This is a genomic window from Paenibacillus etheri (genome assembly GCF_001012825.1).
Classification (GTDB): Bacteria; Bacillota; Bacilli; order Paenibacillales; family Paenibacillaceae; genus Paenibacillus_AQ; species Paenibacillus_AQ etheri.
On record NZ_LCZJ02000087.1, the window covers coordinates 18,741 to 34,734 of the forward strand.

The following is a 15,994-nucleotide window of genomic DNA, read 5'->3' on the forward strand; positions in this document are numbered from 1 at the left end:
GAGTGCCCGCTTTGTCCCTGTGTGCTACGCATGGACGGGACACGCTTTACGGCGCTCCGCCCCCCGGCTGCATCCGCCGCCGGGACTGGCTCGCCAAGCTAGTCGCTAGTCTCGCTAAGGTGGCGCTCGGTTGCACCCTAAGCGCCAAGAGCAGCTCCCCGAGCTCGTCCCTGTTTGCTGCGCAAATGCGTTACGCGCTAGTCTCGCTAAAGGTGGCGCTCGGTTGCACCCTAAGCGCCAAGAGCAGCTCCCCGAGCTCGTCCCTGTTTGCTGCGCAAATGCGTTACGCGCTAGTCTCGCTAAAGGTGGCGCTCGGCTGCGCCCTAAGCGCCAAGAGCAGCTCCCCAAGCTCGTCCCTGTTTGCTGCGCAAATGCGGTACGCGCTTGTCTCGCTAAGGTGGCGCTCGGCTGCGCGCTAAGCGCCAAGAGCAGCTCCCCAAGCTCGTCCCTGTTTGCTGCGCAAATGCGTTACGCGCTTGTCTCGCTAGAAGAGGTGTATGGCGCAGCTCATGCACCGAGGTCTTGAGGTCCGTGTGCAAGGCGCGAACCGCGGCTTGCAGTAGGGTGAACCCGGTGGTTAGAGGGAGTTATGGAGAGGAAGTTTGGAACTGTAGAGGCGTAGCGTTCGCCTTTATGTTTGGATTTCTACCGCGAAGAGCGGTTTAAATCAGGAAATCCAAACATAACAGCGATCGGAAGTCCAAACATTCCTTGCAATAACTCTCCTACAACCACCTCAAATCCCGAATGCCCCCGCAAACGCGCTCTAAACTAATTAAAAGATGAGGTGTCCCAAGTGTCGGAAGCTTATAAAAACGCCGGAGTGGATATTGCGGCTGGTAACGAAGCGGTAGAACGCATGAAAAAGCACGTAAAACGTACTTACCGTCCAGAAGTAATGACGGATCTTGGTGGGTTCGGAGCGCTGTTTGGCCTCAATAAAGATAAATATGAAGAGCCAGTGCTCGTATCGGGAACCGATGGTGTAGGCACGAAGCTCAAAATCGCATTCGCGGCGGATCGCCATGACACGATTGGGATCGACGCTGTGGCTATGTGCGTGAACGACATTGTAGTACAAGGCGCAGAGCCGCTCTTTTTCCTCGACTATCTGGCTTGCGACAAAGTCGTGCCGGAGAAAATCGAAGCGATCGTAGCAGGAATCGCAGAGGGTTGTCATCAAGCAGGCTGTGCGCTGATTGGCGGTGAAACGGCTGAAATGCCGGGCATGTATTCAGCGGGCGAGTACGATATCGCTGGATTCACAGTGGGCGTAGCTGACAAAGCGAAGCTGGTAACAGGCGCTACCATCGCAGTGGGAGATACAGTGATTGGTCTGGCTTCCAGCGGCGTGCACAGTAACGGCTTCTCGCTGGTGCGTAAGCTTTTGCTTGAGGAAGATGGCTATGGCCTGAATGATGTGCTTCCGGAGCTTGGAGCTCCGCTTGTGGATGTACTTCTTGCACCAACAAAGATTTATGTAAAGCCTTTGCTGGCGCTGCTCGAGCAGCTTCCGGTAAAAGGAATGGCACATATTACGGGTGGCGGATTCATCGAGAACATCCCGCGCGTATTGCCTGACGGTGTAGATGTGGAGATTAATTACGGATCGTGGCCGATTCTGCCGATCTTCGGATTGATGCAGAACAAAGGAAACGTAAGCAACCGTGATATGTTTACTACTTTTAATATGGGAATTGGACTTGTTCTGGTGGTTAGTGCTGCTGATGGAGAACGTGCTCTTGAACTGCTCAAAGCAAGCGGAGAAGAGGCTTATATCATTGGTAAAGTAACAGAAGGGGAACGCAAAGTAACCTTTACTGGAGCTGAAGTGTGATGCAATTGAGTCGAATCGCTGTTTTTGCTTCTGGGCAAGGCAGTAATTTTGCTGCACTGATCGATGCACAGAGAGCGGGCTTGCTTGGTGAAGGCAATATTGAATTGCTTGTATCCGACAAGCCTGAGGCACCTGTAGCTAAGCGTGCGGAGGATGCGGGCATTCCCGCCCTCTTGCTGCGGCCAAAAGACTTCGCCAGCCGTGAACTCTACGAAGCAGAGATTGTAGCAGAGCTTCAGCAGCGGGAAATTGGGCTGGTTGTGCTGGCAGGATACATGCGTCTTATTACGCCAGTGCTTTTAACGCCGTATGCTGGACGAATTATTAACATTCATCCATCGCTGCTACCTGCTTTTGCGGGAAAAGATGCAATTGGACAAGCGTTGGATTATGGTGTGAAGCTGACGGGTGTTTCTGTGCATTTTGTCGATGGAGGTATGGATACCGGGCCTGTTATTGCTCAGCGCAGCGTAGTTGTGCAGGATAACGACACGGCGGATTCATTGGCAGAACGTATTCATAAGGTTGAGTATGAGCTGTATCCCGAAGTGGTTGGCGCTTTTGCCAGCGGGAAAGTGGAACTGAGTGGAAGAAAGACGATTATCCGCGAAAAGTAAGCTGCACCGCAGCCATTCGAAGTTTTGGATCGACATTTGGTGACAGACCGAGATGTTTCAGGGTATTTCTCGGGAAATATTGCATAAGCGGCGTTATGTGTCGCGTTGTGGGTTTTCTTCATATTAAATCGCATGTACAACCTGAAGGAGGACTATTAAAAGTGAGTATCAAAAGAGCGCTAGTCAGCGTATCGGATAAACAAGGTATCGTGGATTTTTGCCGCGAGTTGTCTGCATTAGGCGTAGAAATCATCTCTACAGGTGGAACAAGCACGCTTTTGGCTAAAGAAGGTGTTCCAGTCATCGGGATTTCCGATGTGACAGGATTCCCGGAAATCATGGACGGACGTGTCAAAACCTTGCACCCTGCTGTACACAGCGGATTGCTTGCGGTTCGTGATAACGAGGAGCACACGCGTCAAATGAAGGAGCTTGGTCTGGACTATATCGATCTGGTGGTAGTGAATCTGTATCCGTTCGCGGAAACGATCGCAAAACCTGACGTATCCTACGAGGTAGCCATCGAGAATATCGATATTGGCGGACCTACGATGCTGCGTTCTGCAGCGAAGAACCATGCTTTTGTAAGTGTAGTGGTGGATGCTAATGATTACGCTACTGTACTTGAAGAGGTTCGCGCAGGTGGAGATACAACGCTAAAAACACGCAAACGTCTTGCGGCAAAAGTGTTCCGTCATACGGCGGCTTACGATGCCTTGATTTCCGATTATTTGGCTAACGTTACTGGCGAGCCTCTACCAGAGCGCTACACCGTGACTTATGAGAAAATTCAGGATCTGCGTTATGGCGAGAATCCGCATCAAAAAGCGGCTTTCTATCGTAAGCCATTGGCAGCACTGGATACACTCACTGCGGCTGAGCAATTGCACGGCAAAGAGTTGTCATACAACAATATCAACGATGCTAACGCAGCGTTGCAAATCGTGAAAGAATTTGAAGAGCCTGCTGTCGTAGCGGTTAAACATATGAACCCTTGTGGTGTAGGTGTGGGTGAAAGTGTATACGAAGCTTATCAAAAAGCTTACAACGCGGATCCAACGTCCATCTTTGGTGGAATTGTAGCAGCAAACCGCATTATTGATGCAGATACAGCGAACCTGCTGAAAGATATTTTCCTCGAAATCGTATTGGCACCAGGCTTTACGGAAGAAGCTCTGGAAATCCTTACGAAGAAAAAGAATCTACGTTTGCTTAAAATCGGTAATCTTAGTACGGCTAGTGCGCGTAAGAGCAGCTTTGTAGTAACCTCCATTGATGGAGGAATGGTTGTACAGGAGAGCGACGTGCACTCTGTGAACCCAGATGATCTACAAGTCGTTACGGATCGTAAACCAACAGAAGAAGAATTGAAACAGCTATTGTTTGGATGGAAAGTAGTTAAGCATGTGAAATCTAATGCGATTGTGTTGGCTGCTGATGATATGACTGTTGGCGTAGGTGCAGGACAAATGAACCGTGTCGGCGCAGCTAAAATTGCCATTGAACAAGCTGGAGAGAAGTCCAAAGGATCAGTCCTTGCCTCTGACGCCTTCTTCCCAATGGGAGATACGCTTGAAATGGCAGCCAAAGCGGGCATTACTGCAGTTATTCAGCCAGGCGGCTCCATTAAAGACGAGGAATCGATCAAGGTCGCGAATGAGTATGGTATTGCTATGGTCTTCACAGGCGTCCGTCATTTCAAACACTAGAACGCTGGGAGGATCATATTCGGATGGATATTTTAGTGGTTGGCGGCGGCGGCCGGGAACATGCGATTATTTGGAGTCTATCCCAAAGCCCCAAGGCAGGTAAAATCTATTGCGCACCCGGCAACGCCGGGATTGCGCAGTTAGCCGAATGTGTGCCGATCGGAGTATTTGAGTTCGATCGCCTGACGGCTTTTGCAAAAGAGAAGGAAGTAGGTCTTGTTGTAATCGGACCAGATGATCCGCTCGCTGCTGGGATTGTGGACGCTTTTGAAGCGCAGGATATTCCTGTGTTTGGCCCACGTAAGAACGCGGCTGAGATCGAAGGCAGCAAAACCTTTATGAAGGATCTGCTGCATAAATATAATATTCCGACAGCAGCCTACGAGAAGTTCGACGAATATGAAGCTGCGCTAGCTTACTTGCGGGAACAGCCGCTTCCAATCGTAATCAAGGCAGATGGACTGGCCGCTGGAAAAGGCGTGACGGTTGCTTATTCATTGGAAGAAGCAGAGCAAGCGCTCGTTGATATTATGGTCACTAAGGTATTCGGTGAGGCGGGCGCTCAGGTTGTTATTGAGGAATTTCTAGCTGGACAGGAAATGTCGATTCTGGCTTTTGTCGATGGTGAGACGGTACGTCCTATGGCTGCTGCTCAGGATCATAAACCCGTGTTCGATGGGGATAAAGGTCCTAATACTGGCGGAATGGGTACTTATTCGCCTTTGCCACATATTGATGAGGCTATTATCCAAGAAGCAATCGAGACCATCATTAAGCCGACAGCAAAAGCCATGGTGGACGAAGGACGTCCATTCAGCGGTGTACTGTTCGCAGGCCTGATGATTTCTCCAGAGGGTACACCTAAGACGATTGAGTTTAATGCTCGTTTCGGTGATCCTGAGACACAGGTCGTGTTGCCTAGACTCAAGAGTGACTTGCTAGAAATCTTTCTGGCGGTCACTGAGGGTAGACTTGCAGATATCGAGATTGAATGGAGCGACGAAGCGGCTGTATGCGTAGTTCTCGCTTCGGGTGGATATCCAGGCCCATATCCAAAGGGTGTACCGATTGAAGGTCTTGAAGACAGCCAAGGAGGGCTGATCTTCCATGCCGGAACGGCACGTGGTGAAGACGGAAGCTGGCTAACGAATGGCGGTCGGGTACTAGGCGTGGTAGGCCTAGGTGCAACGATTGCTGAAGCGCGTTCTGCAGCTTACGCTACGGCTGAAGGAATTTCTTTTTCCGGGAAACAAAGCCGCAGCGACATCGCTATGAAGGCTTTGGTATAAGGATAAAGAACTGTATCTAGCATTTTTTGCGCTTAAAGTCCTAAAAAAGGACTGACAAGTGATAGAAGAAGTGCTATAATACTACACGTACGGGGGAAAATGTGCGGATATATACAGATAAGGGTCTTTCCGATCATGGGAAGGCCCTTTTAAATCGGAGTCCTTCAGACTCTGTGAAGTAACCTTATAAAGGATGCCTCGTGCCTGGAAATGATGATACTTATAGTGCATACTAGCGATACGCTTATGGCGAATGGCTACTCACAGATTTAAGGAGGAATTCGTTTTGAGTAAGATTGGAAGAAATGACTTGTGTCCTTGCGGAAGCGGGAAAAAATATAAGAAATGCTGTCTTGGTAAAGAGACTTCTGCAGTAGAATCGATCATGCGACTTGTAACCAAGGAAGAAGCGGCAGCTAGCGAGACTGTGGCTGAAAAACAGGAACCCGTAGCACAGCCTGAAGTAAAGCTTACGCTTGCTACGCTTAGAAAAAAAGTGTCACGTGATCTGAAATGGGAGCATCCTGCACATGAACAACTGGCGCTGCACCTCATTGAGAGCATGAGAGAAAGCTATGATAGAGAGCTTATTTGGGAAGCTCTAGTTCTGTGGAATGGTTATTCCCGTAAGACTAAGCCTGCTGTGAAGAAAATGGGCTCTTTCTGCGCGGCGATCGAATTTATTTTGTCTGAGGAATATGGCTTCTCCCTAACGCAAGTGAATCTTGCCACCAAACATGAGGTTACTACGCCTACTATCTCTAGAAAGGTTAAAGAGATGCTCAACTATATTGAGGAATATGGCATGGGTGGTGCGGAGGAAGAATTACTTCTGTTGAATGTCTCAGGGACTCCAAAGGATCAGGAGCGGGCACTATTACAAAAGGCGTTCGAAACCAATTCCTCCAAACGTCGGATTCAGTTAGCTGAAGCCGCGCTAGAGGTTTATCCGAACAGCCCAGATGCATATCTCATTTTAGCGGAGGAAGCAGAGAACGAAACAGATGCCCGTGCTTTTCTGAAAGCAGGGATGGAAGCTGGTGAACGCGAGCTTGGAGAAACCTTTTTCGCTAAGCACAAAGGATATTTCTGGGGCCTCCACGAGACGCGTCCATACATCCGTATCTGCAAAAGCTACGCTGACTCTTGCTGGTTCGGCGGAAATGCGGAAGAAGCCGCAAAGACGCTTGAGCATATTTTAACGCTAAACCCAGACGATAACACAGGTGCACGTTACCTTCTGACCGCGGCATACCTCTACAGCAATAAGCTGGATGAGACAGAACAAGTACTGGCGAAATTCGGGGATGATGCTGCTGCAACGGTAGCTTACGACCGTATGGTCTTAGAATATAAGAAGAATGGGGTTACTTCCCAACTTAAAATGCTGTACCGCGTAGCGCGGAATGTGAATAAGCATGTGCCGGATTATTTATTAGGGATCAAGAGATTGCCGCATAACCTTCCGGATTTTGTGGGAATGGGCGACGCTAACGAAGCTATCGAATATGTGATTGTACACTCGCGTTTGTGGACAAGTCTACCTGATCTGCTGAAGTGGATGCTGAAGCAACAGGATTAGTAGAATTCAGATCTTGGACGTACATGAACTTAAAGAGACTATGGGAGATTCCTGTAGTCTCTTTTTCAAATATAAAAAGAATAATTTTGCCTCTTTACTGTATTGCGTACAGCGGACAATGCTTGAAAAAATGTCTTTGGGAGAGTATGTTTACAAGAAGTAGAATGAATAGATGATAGTGAGGCGAGAGGGTTATGAGAGAAGAGGAAGACCGAATCGTAGGAATGGAAGATATCGTACGGGCTCATCACGTACTGCGGGAGGTCATCATTCGGACCCCACTACAGCGTGACGCCGTGCTATCAGCCAAGTATGATTGCGATGTATATTTGAAGCGCGAGGATTTGCAGATTGTCCGTTCTTTTAAAATCCGTGGAGCTTATAATATGATTCGTAGTCTATCTGCAGAAGATAGAGCTAAAGGCATTGTCTGCGCTAGTGCAGGAAATCATGCCCAAGGTGTAGCCTATTCCTGTAAGGCACTTGGAATCAAGGGTAAGGTCTATATGCCGAGCACTACACCTAACCAGAAGGTTAAACAAGTTCGACGGTTCGGCGGTGAGTTTGTTGAGGTCATTCTGAAGGGCGATACCTTTGATGATGCTTATGATGAAGCGCTTCAAGCTTGTATAGATCATGGAATGACGTTGATCCACCCGTTTGATGAGCCGAGAATTATTGCAGGCAATGGAACGATAGCGATGGAAGTGATGGAGAACCTGGACCATCCTGCGGACTTTATGTTCGTAACGATTGGCGGGGGCGGCCTGGCAGCAGGAATAGCCACTTATGTGAAGACGGTTAGTCCATCCACTAAGTTGATTGGCGTGGAACCGCTTGGTGCTGCTTCAATGACTGAAGCGATCAAGCTTGGAGAAGTGGTAACGCTAAAAGAAATTAACAAGTTCGTGGACGGAGCGGCTGTAAAACGCGTCGGCGGACTGACTTATGATATTTGTTCCCGGCATCTGGATGACATCGTGATGGTGCCTGAAGGCAAGGCTTGTACTACCATTCTGGAGCTGTATAACGAGAATGCTATAGTGGTTGAGCCAGCGGGTTCCTTACCTATCGCAGCACTTGATCAATACCGTGATCAAATCCGTGGCAAGACGGTCGTCTGTATCATCAGTGGTGGTAACAATGATATTGACCGTATGCAGGAGATCAAAGAGCGTTCACTGATCTACGAAGGCTTAAAGCACTATTTCATGGTGAACTTCCCACAACGGGCAGGTGCACTGCGTGAGTTCTTGGACGAAATCCTCGGTCCAGAGGATGATATTACCCGTTTCGAGTACATCAAGAAGCATGATAAAGAGAATGGTCCGGCGCTTGTAGGCATAGAGCTATTGTCCATTGAAGCTTATGAACCGCTTATCGAACGGATGCAGCAGAAGGGCGTCGATTATGTAGAGATCAATAAGGATTCTAATCTCTTTAACATCCTTATTTAATTTCCTTCACCACTTTAATCATTTCGTTAATGAACATAGAAAGGCCCGTCCCAGAATGAATGGGGACGGGCCTTTTGTATATCATACTAGAGAGGTAATTCTGTCTTACGGTATTGTTCGACTTCATCGGTTAATTTATAATCTTTGTCCTTCATCAATTTCATGAAGCCATCTAGTTTCTGCAGGAATGGGCTGTTGTCTTTATTCTTGGTGAGAATGCTAGAGTAGGCTTTCTGCGCCTCCAAGTCCATTTCAAGATTGTCATAATGGAAAAGGGGCGTGTTATTCTGGCCGTAAAACGTATTGTTAACATAGATAGAATATAAGGATTTCACGGCTGAAATTCGGTTCGATTTCGGATGATTTTGAATAAATTGCTCTTGTGACAGTGCTCGCGCAGCTACATCGGTCCAGCCAATGACCAGCCCGTTATCCTTGGAGGGGGGCAGATCAGACTCCGTGGCCATAATCGATATATACGCGCTGATATCGTTAGTGACATAAAGCTTATATTTGCGGTAAGCCTCATAATCGATCACCGGGAAAAAAGTGCCCTCCGCAGTCTCCAGTTTATATCCATTTTCGCTGGCACTTTTCAGTAGTGTGCGAAGAGTGAGATCTTCTGTGGCATCAGCAAGGGTCTTCATACTAGCTCCAGCCTTATAGATGGCGGTGAGCTTCCGCTGGACATTGCTGGTACTGAATTTGCTCTCCCACGCCGGAAGCGCCGCCTTGTGCAAATTCTCAAGCTTCAGTGTCATTATCGTTGCACGATACGAACCTACCGCATACATATTGGCATTCAAATATTTTATAGCTTCGGGCAACTTGTTAGAGGAAGACAATAGCGGCAAAGCAGCTTTATAGATAGCCTCCGCATGATTATTGTTAGCTGTCGAGGAATTTGCCTTAGCGCCTCCCATAGGAGGGCTGACAGCGCCTTCAGCTTGAATCGTTCCTATAGGTATAGCACCTAGTCCCAATGTTACTGCTAGAACAGAATAGAGAATATATTGCTTCTTATTCATGAAAGTTCCCCCTGTCTTTCGGATGCAATGCCGGTGAAGCATACTTTTATTTAAATATAAGAATTTATATGTTGTGCAACTATAATATCATTATATTTCTCGCTTAAACGCTTACCGTCCTTATAAGGACGCCGAAGGCGTTTATGCTTGTTTAAAAAATATAAATTTTAGTCCAATTGCCCCAACCAAGGAAACGATTAAGCTTACCCACGGGGATAATGTAATGACCGGAAACAATCGGTCGAGATACAAGCCAATGAATACGGCAACTACGGCGATTCCAATATAGATGCCAAGGCTCTTGATATCAAAAGGTTTGGCTTTAGGTGCATCACTCTCAGACAAGGAGGTCATCCATTTCATAATAAGCTCAATCAGGATAATAGAACCTGCCCCCACAGCGAAGAGTGTGAAGAGGCTAATCTGTCCGAACATCCCGGAAGATCCGTTAGTCCATTGCAAGAAGAGTCCACCTATAGCTAAGATCCCGAACAGACAGGTTAGAGCCGCGCAGGGAATCATTAAGTAATAGTTCCATTTGCTACGCGCCGGGCGTGTGGGAACGCTGTCTATAATCTCTTTAAAATAATCATCCGGATTCTCGCCAAACACTTGTTTAGCATTTTTCCCTTTCTTTTGTTCTTTCAGAAGCAGCTTGGCTGCATCTAGTAAAAGTTCTTCAGCGCGGAGAGCTTCTACCCGACTGGCCCGCATCGTTAGGATCATATCTTCAAAATAGGAGCGATTGAAAGGTGTCATCTGCTCGCGCAGGGCGTTATTTTCCTTAATCATATCTTTCACTTTCATAATATGGATGTAAACCTCCAGTAGTGTTAATCGGTATAGTCTTTAACCTAGAGTATACGTTTGCCTGACGGGTCTGCGCAAGGACAAGCATTTCTATCTTCCTATGCATAATCCTTTTATAAGAGTGAACACTGATAATGTTGTTGCTTGATCAATATAGCTATGGGAAAGGTTGGGAGCTTTATGGAACATGAGAATAAGAAGGAACAGGGAACAGTCATGGGCAACGGTTCTGAGCCTACGCCCAATCATTCAATGGGGGATTGGGGCGGCTCTGATGGATTCAGTATGTGGAATTCCACGGAAGAACCTGCAGCAGAGGGCCTGAGTAAGGATTGGGATGGCAGTCAAGAAACCCATGAGATGTTTAACGACAGCTATGATTGATTGACGACCATAGAAGCACATCTCGTGATTGAAAAACAGCCAGTCACCATTATTGTGGAGATTGGCTGTTTGACGTTCCGCTCTATACGCCGAATTTGCTCTTGCAAATTACTAGGATCTGTCCCGTTCCTGTTGACAATATGAACGAAATCTTTATAATAAGAATATAATTCACACTAAGTTAATCGGAATTGTAATAAATTAAAATAATTAATAAATATAGGAGGTTACGGCAATGGAACGGAATATTGTAATCCGGCATAACGGCGAAGAAGTGACAGCGAGCATCCATTATCCGAGTAAAGAGAAGGGAACTTCCATACGTTGCAAGGACAGATTGCCATTAGCTGTAATCTGCCATGGATTTGTGGGTAACCGGATTGGTGTTGATCGGATCTTTGTCAAGGCAGCTCGTGAGCTGGCGCAAGACGGGTATATGGTCATTCGATTTGACTATGTGGGCTGCGGCGAGAGCAGCGGTAATTACGGCGGTGAGGATATGGAGTCGATGATCGCTCAGACTAGAGCGGTGCTCGATTACGGAATTAGCTCTGCCGATGTGGATCCACAGCGTGTGACGCTGATTGGCCACAGTCTGGGTGGCGCGGTTGCGCTTCTGACAAGTATTCGTGATCGCCGCGTGAAGAATCTCGTGCTGTGGGCCTCCGTGGGTTACCCCTTTAATGATATTGTGAAGATCGTGGGGCGGGAGGCGTATGATCGATCGGTGAAGAATGGATCAGCGGATTATGTGGGGTACTCGTTCACACCGGTATATTTCAATTCCTTGGCGGCCTTCCAGCCTTTCCAAGAGGCTAGTAAATTTAGCGGTGATGTGCTTGTCATTCATGGTACGTCTGACGATGTCATCCCCGTGGATTATGCATTTCTTTATCAAAAATTATTCTGGACGCGTCCTGAGGGACGTTGCGATAAAGAAATCATTTTTCAAGGTGATCATACCTTTTCGTCTGGTCCAGCACAGCAGCAACTTCTTAAGCGGACAAGAGAGTGGATGAACGAGCAGGAGCATGTGCAGACAGAGTGGCAAAATTGGATGATATAGGTGATGGACTTTACTCGCAATAACTTGAAATTAGCGGTAAAATAAAGATGCACACCATATACTGGGTTATGGAGGTTGGCATCCTATGAAATTACCGTCATTTTTTATCGCGCACGGTTCTCCGCTCCTCGCACTGGAGGATAACGAGTATACCCGTTTTCTGGAGCGGCTTGGTCAAGAATTAGAAGCACCACGGGGTATAGTAGTATTCTCAGCGCACTGGGATAGCCCAGAACAGCTACTCACCATGGATGAGAAGCACGAGACTCAACATGACTTCTACGGATTCCCTGAAGAAATGTATAAGCTGACCTATCCAGCCCCGGGCGATCCAGCTCTAACCAAGCGGATTTCCGAGCTCTTTAAGGGTCACAATCTTTCACATCAGCCCGTTCTGGGGCGAGGACTCGATCACGGAGTCTGGGTAATACTGAAAAAAATGTTTCCGAAAGCCGATATTCCGGTAGTCGCTTTATCCGTCGATTCACTACGTTCTCCTAAGGAACAGTACAATATCGGGCGGATGTTAGCCCCTCTGCGTGACGAAGGCATACTGCTGATAGGAAGCGGTGGACTTGTTCACAATTTGCGGATGCTTAATGAAAGTGATCAGCCTGAAGAGTGGGCGCTTGAATTCGATGCGTGGATTGCCAAGGGTTTAGAATCTTGGGATCTACCTTCACTGTTTGCTTATGAGAAAAAAGCTCCGCATGTTCGAGATGCGGTTCCTTCTTACGGAAGAGAGCATTTCGCACCTCTCTTTTATGCGATGGGAACAGCGGATGGCAGCAGGAAGGCAGAGCGGATGTTTCAAGCGTATCAATATGGGACATTAAGCCTTAATTGCTGGAAGCTAGACTAAATGGATAAGATACACGCAGGGTGCAGCCGGAATCGGCTGTGCCCTTTTTTAATGCAAGCGGATCAAGACAAATGGGACTGGCTGTGATTAAATGGAAGAAACCAGTTAAGATACATAAAACGCTTAGGAGGAACTACAAGCTTATGAAAGTAAACTGCTCTTCTTCCCGTCTGTTATCTGCCATTGTACTAAGTACCCTATTGCTCTCCGCTTGCGGAACAGAGAGTGCAAATAATGTAATTGCCCCGACACAGCAACCTACGGCAGATCCCGCGCCTATTGAAACGATTCAACCATTGCCTACTACAGATCCATCGGCTGAGCTCGTTTCCGGACTAACAGGTCTTCCGGTTTCAGAAGACAGTCTCCCACGCCCCTTGGCCGTTATGATTAATAATGCTCCAGCGGCCCGTCCACAGTCGGGGGTGAGCGAAGCGGATATTTTATATGAGATCCTGGCTGAAGGTGGAATTACACGTTTGATTGGTATTTTTCAAAGCCATACCGGAGTGGTCAAAATCGGACCGATTCGCAGTATCCGCCCCTATTTGCTCGATATTGGCGAGAGCTACGGTGGTGTGACCGTACATGCTGGAGGGAGTCCGGCGGCTTATGCGATTTTGCAAAAAGAGAAAAAAGCAGATATGGACGAGATTGGTCGTGCCGGAGCCTATTTCTGGCGGGACAAAACACGTAAAGCCCCCCATAATCTCTACAGCAACGCAGCTAAGCTCCGGGAAGGTGCCGAGAAGCTCGGGTATGAGAAAAGTGTGAAGGTGCCAGGGTATCTTTTTAACAATCCAGATTACATACCGGCAAGCGGAAAGCAGGCCGCTGAATTTAGCGTAAACTTCTTACTTAAAAGCTATAATATTGACTATAAATACGATACTCAGCTCCAGACGTATCAGCGTTACGTAAATGGCAAACCACATTTGGATCTGAATAACAATAAGCCAGTGGAAGCTGCAAATGTGATGGTGATGGGTTCCGATCATAAAGTGCTTGATGATGTTGGAAGACTTCAGGTTGATGTGGAGCTTGGCGGAGAAGCGCTGCTCTTTCAGAGGGGACAGGTCACGAAGGGCAGATGGTCGCGTGAGCAAAGTGATGTGATTCGGTTTGTGAAGGATGGTAAAGAAGTGTTGATGTATCCAGGGATTACCCATATTTTGGTGGTCCCTAATGCGCCTTCATTTAGCAGTCATGTGGTATACGGCGGGGCAGATAGTGCAACCTAAGAAAGTCGGAATATCCAGTGATATACAGATTTGTGTTCGGAATTATGGGTAAGTGTGAATTGAGTGTAAAAAAGTTCATTTCTATAGCTTCTATACCTTCTACGGATATGTTAAGATAACAAGGGTTGTCATTCATTTTCATGCTTTTTACATATGGGTGACTCTGTACTCACGGTAATATTATGTAAAGGGGTTTAAAACAATGAAGTTGAGAAAAAAGGACATATTCTTTGAGACGCTGGAAAATATGGCGGATACCATTGTCCAAGCTGCAGATTATTTTGCTCAGAATATCACTGATCTCCAGAATAATGTCGATAGTTTCGCTGCAGAGATGAAGAAGTACGAATCCCAATGTGATACTTACACGCACACCGTAATTAAGGAATTGAACAAGACGTTCATTACACCACTTGAGCGTGACGACATTATGGACTTGATTACAAGCATGGATGATGTCATTGATGGCTTGGAGGCATCTGCCTCACGTTTCTATATGTACAACCTTCTTGACCCGGATGAATACATTGTACAATTCGCCGAAATCCTTCGTCAGTGTGCTTATGAAATCCAAAAAGCGGTTCATTTGCTTTCCCAGAAGAAGCTGCTGGCCATTCGTGAATATACGATCCGTCTGAATGACCTTGAGAATCAAGGGGACGAAGTCCTTCGTATTTGTACTAAAGCTCTATTTGAAACCGTTAAGGACCCGATTGAGCTGATTAAGCGCAAGGAATTATATGAGCGACTCGAGACCACTACAGATAAATGTGAAGATGTAGCCAACATGTTGGAATCGATCATCATGCGCAACTCATAAGGGGTACTAGAATATGGAAACATCGATATGGATTCTTGGAATTGTTATATTTCTCGCGCTTGCGTTTGACTTTATTAATGGTTTCCATGATACGGCCAACGCAATTGCTACCTCTGTCTCTACACGTGCGTTAAAACCTCGAACAGCTATTATTATGGCAGCACTGATGAACTTTGTCGGAGCTTTGATGTTTACAGGTGTAGCCAAGAAAATTGGTGGAAGTATCACAGATCCCACGTTGCTGGAGAATGGTCTGGATATCATAATAGCCACACTGATTGCTGCGATTATTTGGAATTTGATTACCTGGTGGCTCGGAATTCCGTCCTCCTCCTCTCATGCACTGATCGGCGCTTTGGCTGGTGCAGTATATGTGGGTGCAGGTTCGTCGCATATTAACTGGGGCGGATTTGTGGAAATTGTCGAGGGCTTGATCTTCTCGCCAATCATTGCATTTGTTATCGGTTATATCATCATGACAGTCCTGAAGTGGATTTTTGCAAAGCGTAGTCCACATACGGTCAATAAGGGCTTCCGCTCGATGCAGGTTGTGACGGCGGCATTACAGTCATTTACTCATGGTACGAATGATGCGCAGAAGGCGATGGGGATCATTACCTTTGCCCTCGTTACTTCAGGACGCCAAGAGTCTATGGACGTAATCCCTCTATGGGTTAAGATTGCTGCGGCTACGGCTATGGCACTCGGTACCTCCATTGGTGGCTGGAAGATTATCAAGACCATGGGTACGAAGATTTTCAAAATCGAGCCGATCAATGGCTTCGCGGCTGATATTTCAGCGGCTTCCGTTATTTTCTCAGCAACGCTGCTGCATTTGCCAGTCAGCTCGACGCATGCGATCACTTCAGCGATCCTGGGTGTTGGCTCCGCAAAACGCTTCTCTGCCGTGAAATGGGGAGTGGCTGGACGTATTGTAGTCACTTGGTTTATTACGATTCCAATCAGTGCGGTATTAGCCGGCCTGATTTTCAAAATCATTTTTTAAATCCCTTTAATAAAAAGATGTCAGTTAGCCTTTAGCTGCGGACATCTTTTTTTGTTGTTTGGGTGGTGGGGGGAAGGCGGTATAAATCCCGCAGAAATGATGGGATTTGGCGATTGGAGGGGAGAGAGAGGTATAAATCCCGCAGAAATGACGGAATTAGGCGATTGAGGAGGAAAGAACGGTATAAATGGACCTCTGTCAAGAAAGTAGACACCATTAAACTGCCTTTCTCTTATTAAATTGCGCAGCAAACCGTACCGGCGAAAGATAGCCTAGCGCGCTGTGG

The 15,994-nt window shown here is 47.1% G+C and carries 15 protein-coding genes; 13 read left to right on the forward strand and 2 right to left on the reverse strand.

Annotated features, from left to right (window positions below):
- Positions 1–130 precede the first annotated feature (130 nt).
- The 7 genes from UQ64_RS29050 (at position 131) to ilvA (ending at position 8,491) form a co-directional block, all read left to right on the forward strand.
- The gene (locus tag UQ64_RS29050) at positions 131–526 is read left to right on the forward strand and encodes a hypothetical protein (protein ID WP_060626912.1); all 396 of its coding nucleotides are present in this window, start codon (positions 131–133) and stop codon (positions 524–526) included.
- Positions 527–796: 270 nt separating this feature from the next.
- Positions 797–1,837 carry a phosphoribosylformylglycinamidine cyclo-ligase gene (gene purM, locus UQ64_RS29055; RefSeq protein WP_060626913.1) on the forward strand — a complete coding sequence of 347 codons (1,041 nt, stop codon included), beginning with the start codon at positions 797–799 and terminating at the stop codon, positions 1,835–1,837.
- Complete coding sequence (purN, locus tag UQ64_RS29060) at positions 1,837–2,454, forward strand: phosphoribosylglycinamide formyltransferase (protein WP_060626914.1); 618 nt, start codon at positions 1,837–1,839, stop codon at positions 2,452–2,454. The genes purM and purN overlap by 1 nt, the downstream gene beginning before the upstream one ends.
- A 161-nt stretch (positions 2,455–2,615) precedes the next feature.
- Entirely contained in the window at positions 2,616–4,163 is a 1,548-nt protein-coding gene (gene purH, locus UQ64_RS29065; RefSeq protein ID WP_060626915.1) for a bifunctional phosphoribosylaminoimidazolecarboxamide formyltransferase/IMP cyclohydrolase, read from the forward strand.
- A gap of 23 nt (positions 4,164–4,186) precedes the next feature.
- Positions 4,187–5,452, forward strand: coding sequence for a phosphoribosylamine--glycine ligase (gene purD, locus UQ64_RS29070; RefSeq protein WP_060626916.1), 1,266 nt, complete (start codon positions 4,187–4,189; stop codon positions 5,450–5,452).
- Positions 5,453–5,738: 286 nt separating this feature from the next.
- A complete protein-coding gene (locus tag UQ64_RS29075) occupies positions 5,739–7,034 on the forward strand; it encodes an SEC-C metal-binding domain-containing protein (protein ID WP_060626917.1) in 1,296 nt (431 codons plus the stop codon).
- A 194-nt stretch (positions 7,035–7,228) separates the two neighbouring features.
- Positions 7,229–8,491, forward strand: a complete 1,263-nt coding sequence (ilvA, locus tag UQ64_RS29080; RefSeq protein ID WP_042184762.1) for a threonine ammonia-lyase IlvA — start codon at positions 7,229–7,231, stop codon at positions 8,489–8,491.
- Positions 8,492–8,577: 86 nt separating this feature from the next.
- Here the strand turns inward: ilvA and UQ64_RS29085 are convergent, their stop codons facing one another.
- Positions 8,578–9,519, reverse strand: a complete 942-nt coding sequence (locus UQ64_RS29085) for a hypothetical protein (RefSeq protein WP_060626918.1) — start codon at positions 9,517–9,519, stop codon at positions 8,578–8,580.
- A gap of 141 nt (positions 9,520–9,660) precedes the next feature.
- Entirely contained in the window at positions 9,661–10,326 is a 666-nt protein-coding gene (locus UQ64_RS29090) for a DUF1129 family protein (RefSeq protein ID WP_060626919.1), read from the reverse strand.
- A gap of 162 nt (positions 10,327–10,488) precedes the next feature.
- Here UQ64_RS29090 and UQ64_RS29095 point away from each other — a divergent pair, with 162 nt between their 5' ends.
- The 6 genes from UQ64_RS29095 (at position 10,489) to UQ64_RS29120 (ending at position 15,708) form a co-directional block, all read left to right on the forward strand.
- Positions 10,489–10,713, forward strand: a complete 225-nt coding sequence (locus UQ64_RS29095; RefSeq protein WP_209445904.1) for a hypothetical protein — start codon at positions 10,489–10,491, stop codon at positions 10,711–10,713.
- A 235-nt stretch (positions 10,714–10,948) separates the two neighbouring features.
- The gene (locus tag UQ64_RS29100) at positions 10,949–11,779 is read left to right on the forward strand and encodes an alpha/beta hydrolase family protein (protein WP_060626921.1); all 831 of its coding nucleotides are present in this window, start codon (positions 10,949–10,951) and stop codon (positions 11,777–11,779) included.
- Between the two features lie 85 nt (positions 11,780–11,864).
- The gene (locus UQ64_RS29105; protein WP_060626922.1) at positions 11,865–12,641 is read left to right on the forward strand and encodes a DODA-type extradiol aromatic ring-opening family dioxygenase; all 777 of its coding nucleotides are present in this window, start codon (positions 11,865–11,867) and stop codon (positions 12,639–12,641) included.
- Positions 12,642–12,784: 143 nt separating this feature from the next.
- Positions 12,785–13,882, forward strand: a complete 1,098-nt coding sequence (locus tag UQ64_RS29110) for a DUF3048 domain-containing protein (protein WP_060626923.1) — start codon at positions 12,785–12,787, stop codon at positions 13,880–13,882.
- A gap of 202 nt (positions 13,883–14,084) precedes the next feature.
- Positions 14,085–14,702, forward strand: coding sequence for a DUF47 domain-containing protein (locus tag UQ64_RS29115; RefSeq protein ID WP_042184774.1), 618 nt, complete (start codon positions 14,085–14,087; stop codon positions 14,700–14,702).
- A 13-nt stretch (positions 14,703–14,715) separates the two neighbouring features.
- The gene (locus tag UQ64_RS29120; RefSeq protein ID WP_060626924.1) at positions 14,716–15,708 is read left to right on the forward strand and encodes an inorganic phosphate transporter; all 993 of its coding nucleotides are present in this window, start codon (positions 14,716–14,718) and stop codon (positions 15,706–15,708) included.
- Positions 15,709–15,994 lie beyond the last annotated feature (286 nt).